Raw genomic sequence first — 12,408 nt, forward strand, 5'->3', positions numbered from 1 at the left:
GTTCTTTTTGGGGGGGGCTGCCCTAACGCGGGTGAGCGCAAGGAGCAGTGCTTACCCCGAGCATCTATGGGCGAACATGCAAATTGAAACGCTGCGGCAGGAAAGCTCCTCAGGACGCATGGACGTCCTGAGAGCGGTGGTCAGACGATACGCAGCAGCAGATGACGCTTCTTGCCAGAGGAGAGCTTGAGCACCCCTTCTACAAGATCGTCCGGACCGATTACCCGGTTCTCGTCCTGAATGGGCTGATCGTTCAGCCTTGCGCCGCCTCCCCTGATCAGACGGCGCGCTTCGCTGTTTGTCGCTACCAGCCCCGACTCGCCGAACAGACGGAACGCCGGAATACCAGCTTCGAGTTCTGCGCGCGGCAGGTCGCGCGAGGGCAGATCGGCGGCAACGGCACCGGCCTCGAAAGTCTGCCGTGCGGTCTCGGCGGCAGCTTGCGCAGCGTCGCGGCCGTGGCAGATGGCCGTGGCTTCCGTGGCAAGGATTTTCTTCGCCTCGTTGATCTCGGCCCCTTCAAGCGCGCCGAGACGATCGCATTCCTCAACGGGGAGATCCGTGAAGAACTTCAGGAAGCGACCAACATCGGCATCTTCCGTGTTGCGCCAGAACTGCCAGTATTCAAAGACCGGCAGTTTTTCAGCGCTCACCCAGGTGGCACCCTTAGCCGATTTGCCCATTTTTACACCGGATGATGTCGTCACCAGCGGTGTCGTCAGGCCAAAGACCTGCTTGCCATCCGTGCGACGCGCCAGATCGATGCCGGCAACGATATTGCCCCACTGGTCGGAGCCGCCCATCTGGAGCACGGCCCCAAAGCGCCGGTTCAGTTCGCGGAAGTCATAGGATTGCAGGATGGAATAGTTGAACTCGAGGAATGTCAGGCCCTGCTCGCGGTCCAGGCGCTGCTTGACGCTCTCGAACGACAGCATGCGGCTGATCGAGAAATGCACGCCGACATCCTGCAGCAATTCAATATAGGACAGGCGATCGAGCCAGTCGGCATTATTGACCAGCATGGCGTCGCTCGATCCGGTGCCGAAATTCAGGAACTGGCGCAGACTGATCTCGATACCGGACAGATTATGCGCCAGTTTTTCCGGGCTCATCAGCGCTCTTGCCTCGTCTCGAAACGAGGGATCGCCGATCTTGGCTGTGCCGCCACCCATGAGGGCAATCGGGCGATGGCCGTGTTTCTGCATCAGGCGCAGCATCATGATGGAGAGGGCATTGCCCACATGCAGCGAGTCCGCTGTTGGGTCGAAGCCGATATAGCCTGCCACCGGGCCCTTGCTCATCGCTTCATCAAGCGCGGCAAGGTCGGTGCACTGGAAAATATAGCCCCGAGCCTGAGCCTCTTTCAGGAAAGGACTTTTCAGCGCGTGCTCTGCCATATCGGGTCATCCATCAGTATAGGGTCAAGGCTGGGGGTCCTAGCATGAAACTGCCCGGAAGCCGACCGGGCACGTCGATCTGCCCCCCGAAAAAGTAAAGCGCCAATAAAAAAGGCGGGGTATGCCCCGCCTTTTTAACAGATCCGATGCTTTTCAGGCGTCAGTCGGCGGCGATTGCCAGAACGCGACGGTTGCGCATGACAGTCACATGGTCTTCCAGCGCGTGGGCGACCTTGTCGGCCTCGCTGGCAAAGATGTGGTTGGCGCCCTCGAATACGCGGTAATCAACCTCGACATTCTTCTGCGTGTTCAGCTTGTCAACCAGCTTGCGGATGCCCGGCTCCGGGGCCATGTCGTCCTTGTCGCCAGCGATCATCAGGCCACCGCAGGGGCAGGGGGCCAGAAAGCCGAAATCATAGTCATTGGCGGGTGGTGCCACGCTGATCCAGCCGCTGATTTCAGGGCGGCGCATCAGAAGCTGCATGCCCACGAACGCACCAAAGGAGTAGCCGGCAATCCACAACTCGCTTGAGTTCGGATTGACCATCTGCATCCAGTCCAGCGCGGCTGCGGCGTCTGAAATTTCTCCGATACCGCCATCATAGCGGCCTTGCGAACGCCCCACGCCACGCGAGTTGTAGCGCATGACGGAAAAACCCATTTTCTCGAACGACCGGTACATCGTGTAGGTAATGCGGTTGTTCATGGTCCCGCCATGAAGCGGGTGCGGATGCAGAACCAGAGCGAGCGGCGCGTTGGGCTCGTCAGAATGGTGGTAACGACCCTCCAACCGGCCATCAGGGCCGGCGAACATGACTTCTGGCATCAAAATGCTTCCGAATTATGCCCCTGTCTGAGGGCGTGCCCTGCAGGGGATATGTGTTTTTTATGGGAGATGAGGCTATGCCTGAAGACCCGGAGGCTTGTTGCTCCAGACCTGTTCAGGGACAGGTCATGATGACTGACGCGGATCTCTCAGCGAAGCGGCACCGTGGCGACACGTACCGAAGGGAAGGCTGGTCGGGCGTGAAAACCATGTAGGGATTCGGCAGGCGTTGAAACGCGCATGGACTAGCTCCTCAACGGTAAGGGAATATCAAGCGGATATTCCCTGAAGCGGCGCGGGCCCCGTGGGAGGGATTTCTCTCTCAGGGGCAGATCACCACGCCATCATTGGCGCAGTGTATAACGATGCTGACAGGTAAAATTCCACAGAAATCGTCATACCACGCCATTTCCCTCTCCTGCGCTTTTGACTTGCACTCGGCGAGCGCAAGCCGATCTATAGAAAGATGACCGTTTATCTTGATGCCAATGCTACTGACGTTTTGCGTGATGAAGCCAGATTGGCGATGCTTGAGGCACTGTCGCTTAAGGGCAATCCCTCCTCGGTGCATGGGCCGGGACGCGCTGCGCGCCGGGTCCTCGAAGAGGCTCGAGACCGCATGGGTCGCTATTGCGGCGTAGGGCCGGAGCAGGTCGTTTTCACCTCGGGCGGAACCGAGGCGAACATGCTGGCCATACACGCCCTGACGCAGGGCGATGGCCTGCCCGGCGGGACGACGCGACGGCTGCTGATTGGTGCGACGGAGCATGACGCCGTAAGAATGGCACGTCCTGATGCCGTGATCCTGCCCGTGCTGGCAGATGGGACACTCTGCCTCGACGCGCTTGAAAAGGTGCTTGCTGATGGCGCACCGGCGCTTGTCTGCTGCATGGCCGCCAATAACGAGACAGGAATTATTCATCCGACGCAGGAAATCGCTGCGCTCTGCGCACGCTACGGGGCTCTGCTCCATGTCGACGCGGTGCAGGTGGCGGGGCGTATGGCGTTACCCCTTGGTTCGGTTACAACCCTCGCACTATCCGGGCACAAGGCGGGTGGCATCATGGGGGCGGGCGCCTTGATTCTGGGGGCCGAGGGACACATCACTCCGCTCATCCGTGGCGGCGGCCAGGAGCGTGGCAGGCGCGGAGGCACTCCGCCACTCCCCGCAATCCTCGGCATGATGGCCGCGCTTGAAGCATCCCGCCAACAGGACTGGCGCGAGATTGCGAGGCTTCGTGACAAGGTGGATGAGGCGGCGCTCGCCTGCGGTGCACGTGTAACCGGAGATCGCAAGGCACCGCGCCTGCCTAATACGACCTCGCTGATCCTGTGGGGTGTGCCGGCTCAGACGCAACTCATGATGCTGGACCTGCAGGGCTTTGCCGTTTCAACAGGGTCGGCCTGCTCCTCCGGCAAGGTATCGGCCTCGCATGTCCTTCAGGCCATGGGGCTGGGTGAGGCGGCTGCCAATGCCATCCGAGTCTCATTGCCCTGGAACATCACCGAGGAGCAGATTGACCGTTTTATCGAGGCCTATACGTCCATGGCGCTTCGTCTGGGGGCCAAGGCAGCGTGATCTATCTCGATAATCAGGCAACGACGCGTTGTGATCCCGAGGTCGTGGCGGCCATGCTGCCCTGGTTCAGCGAGCATTATGGCAATCCACATAGCGAAGGCCATGCAGCAGGTGAGGCGGCAGCCCATGCCGTTGAAGAGGCACGCACTGCAATTGCGGCGCTGATCGGGGCGCAGTCACGCGAGATTATCTTTACCTCAGGTGCCACCGAGGCAAATAATCTGGCGATCAAGGGCGCGGCCCGGTTTCTGGCCCGCCAGAACAGTCCGAAGCGTCGCGTCATTACTGTCGCGACCGAGCATAAATGCGTTCTGGAGTCGGTGCGCGATCTGGCGGCAGAAGGGTTCGAGCCCGTCATCTTGCCTGTCGGACCCGACGGCTTGCTGGCGCCTGAAACCTTGGCCGCTGCGCTGTCGCAACCGACGGCTCTGGTCAGTGTCATGACAGTCAATAACGAGACAGGCATCGTTCAGGATATTCCGCGCCTGTCTGCCATGGCCCGTGAGGCAGACGCGCTGTTCCACACCGATGCCGCACAGGCCGCTGGCAAGATGGTGCTTGATTCCAGTCTGGTCGACCTGATGTCGCTTTCGGCCCACAAATTCTACGGGCCCAAAGGGATAGGGGCGCTTTATGTGCGCCATCGTCCAAGGGCACGCCTTCTTCCCCTGTTCTCCGGGGGCGGGCAGGAACGGGGATTGCGCTCGGGCACCTTGCCGACACCCCTGATCGCCGGATTTGGAAAGGCTGCAACGCTGGCCCAGGCGCTGATGCCGCAGGAGCAGCTGCGCCTTGCCGGTCTGCGCGACCACCTTCTGGCTGGGCTTGAGGAGATCTTTCCCGGGGTGCACATCAATGGTGCTTCGTCGCCTCGAATTGGTGGTGCTCTCAACCTCATCTTCCCCGAAGGGGTCGAGGCGAGGGCCCTCATGGCAGCGCTGCCAGATGTGGCCTTGTCCACCGGATCGGCCTGTACCTCGGCTGATGTCACGCCTTCTTATGTTCTGACGGCAATGGGGCTTGATGCAAAAGACGCGGCACGATGCTTGCGTCTGTCGGTCGGACGCTTTACCTCCACGCCCGAGATCGTGCAGGCGCTGGAATATTTCCGTCAGGCAGCCTGCGAAGTCTATCGCACATCGTAACGAAGAAGCAGGGTAGAAACACTATGCCACACATGATTTTCGTCGAGCAGGACGGCACCCGCAGGGAAGTCGATGCGCCGGTCGGCCTCTCCGTACTAGAAGTTGCCCACAAGCACGACATCGAGCTCGAAGGCGCCTGCGAGGGCTCGCTGGCCTGCGCCACCTGTCATGTGATTGTCGATCCTGAGTGGGCCGACAAGCTTTCGGCGCCGACAGACGACGAGGAAGACATGCTCGATCTCGCCTTCGGGCTCGAAAAGACTTCCCGTCTTGGCTGTCAGATCGTTATGACCGATGCGCTGGACGGTCTGGTTGTGCGTCTACCTAAGGCTTCTTGAAGCCTGAAATTCCGTTTTTTGAAAAGTAGAGAGATCTCATGCGTATCCTAGTTGCCATGTCGGGAGGCGTGGACAGTTCCGTAGTGGCCGCGCTCCTGAAACAGGAAGGGCATGAGGTCATTGGCGCCACGTTGCAGCTTTATGATCATGGTCAGGCCGTGTCCAAGCCCGGTGCCTGCTGTGCGGGCCGTGATATTCTCGATGCGCGTGCCGTGGCCGATCGGCTTGATATCCCGCACTACGTCATCAATGCTGAAGATCGTTTTCGCAGCAGCGTGATGGCCAGTTTTGCCGACAGCTATGCTCGCGGTGAAACGCCCGTGCCCTGCGTTGCGTGCAATCAGGGCGTCAAATTCACCGATCTGTTGAGCATGGCCCGTGATCTGGGCTGCGAGGCGATGGCGACCGGTCACTATGTGCGGCGTATCGAGGGCGAGGAGCGGTCGGAACTGCATCGCCCATCAGATAGCTCGCGTGACCAGTCATGGTTCCTGTTCGCGACCACGCAGGACCAACTCGACTATCTGCGCTTTCCGCTTGGCGATATGCCGAACAAGGATGCAGTGCGTCAGAAAGCCGAGGAATTCGGACTGGCAATCGCCGCCAAGCCCGATAGTCAGGATATATGCTTCGTCCCCACTGGCACCTATGCCGAAGTGGTTGAGAAGCTGCGCCCCGAAACCAGCGGGACTGGCGAGATCGTCGATGAGACCGGGCGTATTCTGGGGCAGCATGAGGGCATCGCGCGCTACACGGTCGGGCAGAGCAAACGCCTGGGTGACATCCACACGAAGGATGGCCGCCGCCAGATTGTCAAACGCATTGACGCCACGACGCGCCGTATCATCGTGGGCCCCAAGGAAAATGCCGGGCGGAGCGAATTTGCCCTGCGCGACATGAACTGGCTGATCGATGCGCCAGAAGCCGGCGTGCGCTGCCAGGTGCAGATCCGGGCCCGCGAGGTGACGCGTGACGCCTGGGTCTATCCTCTTGCGGGTGGCGCACGTGTCGTGCTGGATGAGGCAGCCATGCCTGCGCCCGGACAGGCCTGCGTTCTTTATCGGGACAGCAGGGTTCTGGGCGGAGGCTTCATTCTCGCCTGAACAGGACCATCGTCATGGATCGCCTCGTCATCGGAACGCGCCGCTACTCCTCCTGGTCTCTGAGAGGGTGGCTCGCCGTGCGTTGCGCCGGGCTGGACGTGCCGGATGAGGTCATCGCCCTGCGCGGGGGCGGACAGACGAGCGAGATCCATGCGATCTCCCCCAATGGGATGGTGCCCTATCTGGTGCATCAGGGTGCTCGGATATGGGAAAGCCTCGCGATCTGCGAATACTGCGCTGAGGTCGCGCCCGCATTGTGGCCGGCGGATCGCGTGGCGCGCGCGGTGGCCCGCAGCGTGGCCAGTGAGATGCATGCAGGCTTTCGTGCCTTGCGTATCGCTATGCCCATGAATCTTGGTCGGACAAACCGTCCTTTGCTCGAAACAGGCGATGACGTGCTGGCGGACATTGCCAGAATCGATCGGATATGGTGCGAGACACGCGAGCGCTTCGGTGCAACCGGCCCCTATCTTTTCGGCGCCCATTTCTGCGCTGCTGATATCATGTTCGCACCGGTGGTCTCGCGTTTCACCTCCTATGGAGTAACGCTTTCGGCTGTTGGTGAAGCTTATCGGCTCGCTGTACTCGATCATCCCCTCATGCGGGAATGGGCGCATCTCGCCGCGTTGGAGCCCGTTTCCTGGCAGCTTGAGCGTTACGAGGCACTCACCTGACTCCGCGTGTCGCAGCCGCGTATAGTTGGTGGCCGTATAGGAATAGAAACCGTCGTGAGGAAGCTTGGTATCGCTGATGTGGCGACCCATTGGTCGTTACGGAAAAGTTCGAGATTTTCTCTATTCCGACGCCAGTGATCTTGTTCATTACCTGTTGTAATAGGGTGCTTAAATGTCGGTCTGCGGTAGTAGATGCCGCTGTTTAAATAAAAGATAAGCCATATCTATATGTATCTTTTATTACGAATGATGGATTCTGGCTGTTATATCGCTTGTTCATTGCACCGTTGCGAGTTTTTGACAGTTCGGGCTTGGCGATCCTGGCCGGGCCGGGTATAAGCCGCGCCAAACCAGCCATGCCGTTTTGCTCAGGATACGGGTTTGGGCCCTCCTTTCCTGCAATGCACAAGACGGAACGGCGGGCCTCAAGCGACTTGCGTTAAGGACAGACGTGCATGATCACGCTCCCACCGGATTATCGGCCCTCCGACGACGAAGAGTTCATGAATCCGCTTCAGGTGGAGTTCTTCCGGCAGAAATTGCTGCGTTGGCGCAATGACCTTCTCAAGGAAGCCAATCTGACGCTCGCCAGCCTGTCCGAAGGCGGAATTCACGAGGCCGATGTCACTGATCGTGCAAGCGTCGAGACAGACAGGGCCCTCGAGTTGAGAACGCGTGACCGCGCCCGCAAGCTGATTGGCAAGATCAACCTTGCCCTGCAGCGTGTCGAAAACGGCTCGTATGGCTTTTGCGAAGAAACGGGCGAGCCTATCGGTCTGCGTCGCCTTGAGGCCCGCCCCATCGCAACGATGTCGATCGAGGCGCAGGAGCGCCACGAGCGTATGGAAAAAATTCATCGCGACGACTGATTCTTTTTACAAAAAAGCGCATTCGGGGCTTGCAGCTTTCAGGTTGAGAAGCTACGAAGCGCTCCAGTTGCTGCTGTAGCTCAGTGGTAGAGCACTCCCTTGGTAAGGGAGAGGTCGCGAGTTCAATCCTCGCTAGCAGCACCATGATTTTCCTGACAATTTGTCCTTGGCGGTCCAGCCAACTCTCGGCCATTTGGACGAGAAATGATGTGCGTATCGCTCCATCTCCAGCTTTGGTTGCCGGAGATGACGAACGCACGGTAGAGAAACCGTCCACGAATTGTAAAAGCTTAGAAGCTTTACAGTCACGTTATAGAGCCGCCAGGCGGCATTCAATTTAATTGACTCGTCCCAAGAGTTCCTATTTCGTTCACGCTATGGAACGGCGAATCATCTCTCACCCCGCGCTTAATCGGCACCTGGCCAAAATGCCCGCGCGCCTGGCGGCCGATTGGGAAATATGGCTCCATTCGAGATGCAGCTGCGGTGCTTCCTCCGTGTCGGGGGTTCCGGTTGCTCCTGTAGAAGCGCCCCGATATCGCGTATTGCCGGGTCAATGAGATTGACGAGCGGTCGCGGTGCAAAACCTGTACAAAACCGTTCGATATCGTCGCCCTGTCCGATGGTGGCCGTATCGGTCCCTGTGAAACGGACTGGCAGCTTGAACTTGTCCGGCGGATCAAGCCGGATTACGGGCCGTTTTCGTCCGTGTAAGCGGGGAGTGACCCGCTCTCGCGCCTAACGCCTGGACCTTGGGTGTCATCGGCATTCGCCGCGTGCTTGCTGTTCATGGCGATACGATTGACCAGCGCATAAAGCCCGAGCCATTTCGAGCCGCTGGCGGGCCGGGGCCAGAAACGCGCCGCGATGGCGCAAGCCGCCACAAGGAACGTCCCTAACAAGGTCAGGTCACTGGCGATTTCGGCGGGAATGAAGGACAGGATTGATTCGAAAACCTGTTGCCAGTCGTTTTGCATGGTGGATCTGCCTCGATGCTGAGATGAAAAGGTCGAGGCGGTCAGGCCCCGAAGGTGACGCCCTCGACGGGCCGCCCGGAATAGATCGCCAGTTCCAGTTGCCTGCGCTTCTGGAGCCCCGGCAGGACGACAAGACGCCCGTTCACCGTGGCCTTGTCCCAGCGCAAGAGCTGCTGCCCCGCCGAGGCGTAAAGCTTTCGGTTCAGAAGGCTGATCAGCGTTGAGGTGCACATCGCGGCGCTGCCAATGTTGAACTGCCAGGAGAGAAGCGCCCCCTCCTGCCAAGGCGTGAGCGGCACTTGCACCACGTCACGCAAGGTGAGGCGCAGCGCCTCGAGGGTATTGCGGGCAAGCGCCACCGCCTCGGCCTCGGTGAGGGGGCGTGTGGTCGCCGTGACGGGCGAGCCGTCTGCGAGCGCACGGTTGCCGATGCCGATGGTCCAGTAACCGGCAGGGCAGAGATAGGGCACGAGACGCAGGCCCTCGATGTCGTCCCGGCGTATGAGCGTCAGGGCGATTTGCAGTGAACTGGTCATGGATTTATCCTCCAGAACGAAAAAAGCCGCCCAGATGGGCGGCTTGGATATCAAAATTCAGTGGGGGTCATGGTCGGCTTTCGCCTCGAGGCGGACGGGAACCACTTCCGCGTCAGGATCGTCATCTAACGGTGATTAGACAAGATCAAACTCGAGGGCCGCAGCATCGGTCTCTAGGGGGCCCTCAGCTTCTATCTCGCCTCCCTTGTCGAGAGCAGCGGGGAGGGCGAGCACGAGAACGCGATACTGCTGCTCGCCGAGCCTGACCTCTCGCACCACCCACAGGCGCAATACGACTCGTCCAGATTTTCGACACCCTAGCCATCCTGAAGCAGCACCTTTCCACCAAGGGCATGGCCATTGTGAGGAAGGAATACGTAGAGCAATGGCAGCCGTTGTTCGACACTCCAGGTCCGACCAGCGCTCCAGTCTAACCGCGCGCCCCATCGGCTGCACTCGAAGGCTGTTGCCCGCAGCGCGCGGCGGATCTCGGAGCGGGAGGTTTGTTCGAAGATTGTCTCTCCCTAGGTACCGCCACTCCCGCCCGTCTGCCCGTCGAAGGAGGCGCTTGCGCTTGCCACCGCGTCGTCCGGTCCCGTCCTTGCCGGATCCTGCGTCGCCGTGCTTTCAGGCGGCAGGGCCTGTGCCTCCTGCGGCCTAGCAGGGAGAACGCCCCAGCCGCGGAGCTTTTCCTCGCGCATAGGCGAGCGGGCGGCGATCCTCAAAAAGGCATCGCCGAGGCGCTCCCTCAGGGTCTCAGCACCCGGTTGTCCGGCGAGCCGCCAGGCCCACTGCATCATACCCTTCACATCGTCCGTCTCATGATCATCGAAAAGCTGAACCAGGTCGTCGACGCTCAGACGGGAAAGCCTAGCGGCATCCTCGTCGGGATTAAACCCTCTCGACGTCACCATGCCCATCAGCATGTCGGCGGGATCCCGCGCATCGACGATCTCGGCGCGCCCGGTATCCATGGCGGCTAAAAGCTCAGGATCGACCGGCTCGTTCGTGAAGAAGTGGTTCCGTCGATCGAAAAAGTCCTTCTCGCCGCGGTGCGCGTCGATCCACTTCGCGAGAATGTTCGACGCCTGCGCGTCGCGGCCAAAACGCCGCAGAAAACGCAGTGTGGCGCTCATATCGACCGGCGTGATCTTTGTCAGGTTCTCCAGAGCTCCCGTCTGTAATGCGTCCAGGATTACGGCATCGTCTGTTGTCAGGCTGTGGTGATAGAGGCGCCATGCGTGGGAGTAGCTGTTATCCTGCCGCTCCCGCCTGCGACGTTCCTCGACGGAATGCGCAGCCTCCCGCAGTGAGTCGCCCTGGAAATAGCCCAATGAGATGCCATCGAGAATCAAGTTATCCAGCTCGTCCGTCGAGACATAGCCAAACCTTTCGAGCAGCTCGCGCCACTTCTTCTCGTTCTCTGGTGCTTCCTTACGTCCTAAAAGGTCACTCAACGAATCAAGCTGCTTCACGAAGTCGAGGCTTGGGGCGCGATCGCACTGGAGAAAGCACCAGCCTCCGAGCGCCACCGCGGTAATCGCCTGCTCTAGTGTCGCGGCATCGAAACCCTGGAGCTCCGCCTCAACCAGCCGTGCCCATCGCTCAACCTTCTTCATCACCCGCATGTTGGTCACGTTCAACGCGCCCAAGCGGTCGCGCAGCGTCACCGCTACGGGGTCGTCGCCCGCAATCGCGATGTCAGCGGCCTCCGCGCTAGTCGGCTCGAAAAACAGAAATGTGTCCACCACCTTCTCGAGTTGGCGGTCGAGCTCCTTCGCTTGCTCCGCTTCCACCTGCTCCTTGTTGAGGAGGAGCACAACCTTGCAGCCCCTCTGCTCCCGCAACATCGATGCAAGCCCCAGCACATCGCGCATCTCGAGCAACTTGCCGGCGCGCTCCAGGTCGTCGAAGCACACGAGCTGCCCGCGAACCGTCAGGAAGGCGGCACGATATAACGCATCGCCCGCATCCTTCATCCGGAAGAACCCGGCGGCGACCTCAAGCGCGGGCCGGTTTTTTCGCGCGAACTGCTCACCCCCGCGGAGCATCCTGTGTAGGTTCCACGCGTCGGGCAGCGCGGATCTGCCCGCCATTACCGTGTTCTCCACTATGGCGCTGCGGAGTTCGCCGAGGCTATTCAAGCCGAAGAGCGACACGTAGGCGTGGCGGTCCACGCCGAGACGACTCTCGCTCTCCTCCTCCCGCAAGAGCGTTTGCCAGAGGTGGGTCTTGCCCACCCCCCACCGACCAGAGATGCAGAGCACCTCAGGAGACGGTGATCTCAGAAAACGTGCGATCTCGGCACGTACGGTTGCTGTGGACATGAGCAGGTTCTCGCATCGTTTTCGATCACTATTGAGTCCGTCGGCGGCCCTCTCTAGCGCCTGTGAAATACTTTCCAGCGCACCGTGATCGTTGTCAAACCGGGGTCGAGGGTGCTCTCGTCGACTTCATCGGGCATGTTTCGGCTCTTGGAGGAGTTGACGTCGAGCCGGACAAGATTAACGGTGGTAGTCTGTTTGAACGAACGTCCGCTCACACGGCATGGCTAGCAGAAAGCGGCCTTTCCGTTCTTCCCCTCATCTGGCTGAGCTGGGCTTTCAGGCACCCCGATCGCCAAGAGCCTCTCGCAATATCGCATTCTGCTTCCGCAATTCCTCGATCAACGCGAGATATTCCTTTTCGCGTTCCTCCAGCCTGTCCACGCGCGCATTCAGCCGGTCCAGATCCTGACGCTGTGATTCAATGGTCGCTTTCGCGCTCGAAGCCCCGAAGCCGATCAGCCATCGGATGGTAAAGAGTAGGCCACCGAGTACCGCAACCCACCAGGGCTGCGGGGTGAGGTTTTCAGGCATGATCGGCCCCGGTTCAGTTGTGGTGCAGGTGCCCGCGCCATGGCGAGCGGGCATTACTGGCCGCGCTCGACGGTCACAAGATTGGCGGTCTTGGCCTCGATCACGA

General features: G+C 60.1%; 13 protein-coding genes and 1 tRNA gene. 7 read left to right on the top strand and 7 right to left on the bottom strand.

Annotation, left to right across the window (positions count from 1 at the left end; all coding sequences use genetic code 11):
* Nucleotides 1-140: 140 nt before the first annotated feature.
* Both tyrS and P792_RS32840 read right to left on the bottom strand, forming a co-directional pair.
* The gene (gene tyrS, locus P792_RS32835) at nt 141-1,397 is read right to left on the bottom strand and encodes a tyrosine--tRNA ligase (protein ID WP_023979596.1); all 1,257 of its coding nucleotides are present in this window, start codon (nt 1,395-1,397) and stop codon (nt 141-143) included.
* Between the two features lie 160 nt (nt 1,398-1,557).
* A complete protein-coding gene (locus P792_RS32840; protein ID WP_023979597.1) occupies nt 1,558-2,223 on the bottom strand; it encodes an alpha/beta hydrolase in 666 nt (221 codons plus the stop codon).
* Nucleotides 2,224-2,689: 466 nt separating this feature from the next.
* Between P792_RS32840 and P792_RS32850 the strand changes: the two genes are divergently transcribed.
* From P792_RS32850 to P792_RS32880, 7 genes are all read left to right on the top strand, one after another.
* Nucleotides 2,690-3,802 carry a cysteine desulfurase family protein gene (locus P792_RS32850; RefSeq protein WP_023979599.1) on the top strand — a complete coding sequence of 371 codons (1,113 nt, stop codon included), beginning with the start codon at nt 2,690-2,692 and terminating at the stop codon, nt 3,800-3,802.
* Nucleotides 3,799-4,947, top strand: a complete 1,149-nt coding sequence (locus P792_RS32855) for a cysteine desulfurase family protein (RefSeq protein ID WP_023979600.1) — start codon at nt 3,799-3,801, stop codon at nt 4,945-4,947. The genes P792_RS32850 and P792_RS32855 overlap by 4 nt, the downstream gene beginning before the upstream one ends.
* Nucleotides 4,948-4,970: 23 nt before the next feature.
* Complete coding sequence (locus P792_RS32860; protein ID WP_023979601.1) at nt 4,971-5,285, top strand: ferredoxin family 2Fe-2S iron-sulfur cluster binding protein; 315 nt, start codon at nt 4,971-4,973, stop codon at nt 5,283-5,285.
* 38 nt (nt 5,286-5,323) lie between these two features.
* On the top strand, nt 5,324-6,388 hold the full coding sequence (gene mnmA / locus P792_RS32865) for a tRNA 2-thiouridine(34) synthase MnmA (protein WP_023979602.1): 1,065 nt from the start codon (nt 5,324-5,326) through the stop codon (nt 6,386-6,388).
* 14 nt (nt 6,389-6,402) lie between these two features.
* A complete protein-coding gene (locus P792_RS32870) occupies nt 6,403-7,062 on the top strand; it encodes a glutathione S-transferase family protein (protein ID WP_023979603.1) in 660 nt (219 codons plus the stop codon).
* Nucleotides 7,063-7,517: 455 nt separating this feature from the next.
* Entirely contained in the window at nt 7,518-7,931 is a 414-nt protein-coding gene (gene dksA, locus P792_RS32875; RefSeq protein WP_023979604.1) for an RNA polymerase-binding protein DksA, read from the top strand.
* 69 nt (nt 7,932-8,000) lie between these two features.
* Nucleotides 8,001-8,075: transfer RNA gene (locus tag P792_RS32880), tRNA-Thr, on the top strand.
* Between the two features lie 545 nt (nt 8,076-8,620).
* Here the strand turns inward: P792_RS32880 and P792_RS36155 are convergent.
* The 5 genes from P792_RS36155 to P792_RS32895 form a co-directional block, all read right to left on the bottom strand.
* Nucleotides 8,621-8,908, bottom strand: coding sequence for a hypothetical protein (locus tag P792_RS36155; protein WP_023979605.1), 288 nt, complete (start codon nt 8,906-8,908; stop codon nt 8,621-8,623).
* A 41-nt stretch (nt 8,909-8,949) separates the two neighbouring features.
* Nucleotides 8,950-9,444 (bottom strand): lysozyme, encoded by a 495-nt coding sequence (locus tag P792_RS32885; protein WP_023979606.1) that lies wholly within the window; start codon nt 9,442-9,444, stop codon nt 8,950-8,952.
* Nucleotides 9,445-9,579: 135 nt separating this feature from the next.
* Nucleotides 9,580-9,735, bottom strand: a complete 156-nt coding sequence (locus tag P792_RS37715; protein ID WP_023979607.1) for a hypothetical protein — start codon at nt 9,733-9,735, stop codon at nt 9,580-9,582.
* Between the two features lie 233 nt (nt 9,736-9,968).
* Nucleotides 9,969-11,684 carry a hypothetical protein gene (locus tag P792_RS32890; protein WP_031241372.1) on the bottom strand — a complete coding sequence of 572 codons (1,716 nt, stop codon included), beginning with the start codon at nt 11,682-11,684 and terminating at the stop codon, nt 9,969-9,971.
* Between the two features lie 363 nt (nt 11,685-12,047).
* Nucleotides 12,048-12,408: hypothetical protein (locus P792_RS32895; RefSeq protein ID WP_235075508.1), on the bottom strand; the 361-nt coding region annotated here is incomplete at its 5' end.

It is taken from the genome of Asaia sp. SF2.1 (genome assembly GCF_000505765.1).
GTDB classification, from domain to species: Bacteria; Pseudomonadota; Alphaproteobacteria; order Acetobacterales; family Acetobacteraceae; genus Asaia; species Asaia bogorensis.

Coding starts and splice junctions, on each gene's coding strand:
- P792_RS36155 (WP_023979605.1), bottom strand. CDS start 8,908: ATGCAAAACGACTGGCAACAGGTTTTCGAATCAATCCTGTCCTTCATT.
- mnmA (WP_023979602.1), top strand. CDS start 5,324: ATGCGTATCCTAGTTGCCATGTCGGGAGGCGTGGACAGTTCCGTAGTG.
- P792_RS32860 (WP_023979601.1), top strand. CDS start 4,971: ATGCCACACATGATTTTCGTCGAGCAGGACGGCACCCGCAGGGAAGTC.
- tyrS (WP_023979596.1), bottom strand. CDS start 1,397: ATGGCAGAGCACGCGCTGAAAAGTCCTTTCCTGAAAGAGGCTCAGGCT.
- P792_RS32850 (WP_023979599.1), top strand. CDS start 2,690: ATGACCGTTTATCTTGATGCCAATGCTACTGACGTTTTGCGTGATGAA.
- P792_RS32885 (WP_023979606.1), bottom strand. CDS start 9,444: ATGACCAGTTCACTGCAAATCGCCCTGACGCTCATACGCCGGGACGAC.
- P792_RS32840 (WP_023979597.1), bottom strand. CDS start 2,223: ATGCCAGAAGTCATGTTCGCCGGCCCTGATGGCCGGTTGGAGGGTCGT.
- P792_RS32870 (WP_023979603.1), top strand. CDS start 6,403: ATGGATCGCCTCGTCATCGGAACGCGCCGCTACTCCTCCTGGTCTCTG.
- dksA (WP_023979604.1), top strand. CDS start 7,518: ATGATCACGCTCCCACCGGATTATCGGCCCTCCGACGACGAAGAGTTC.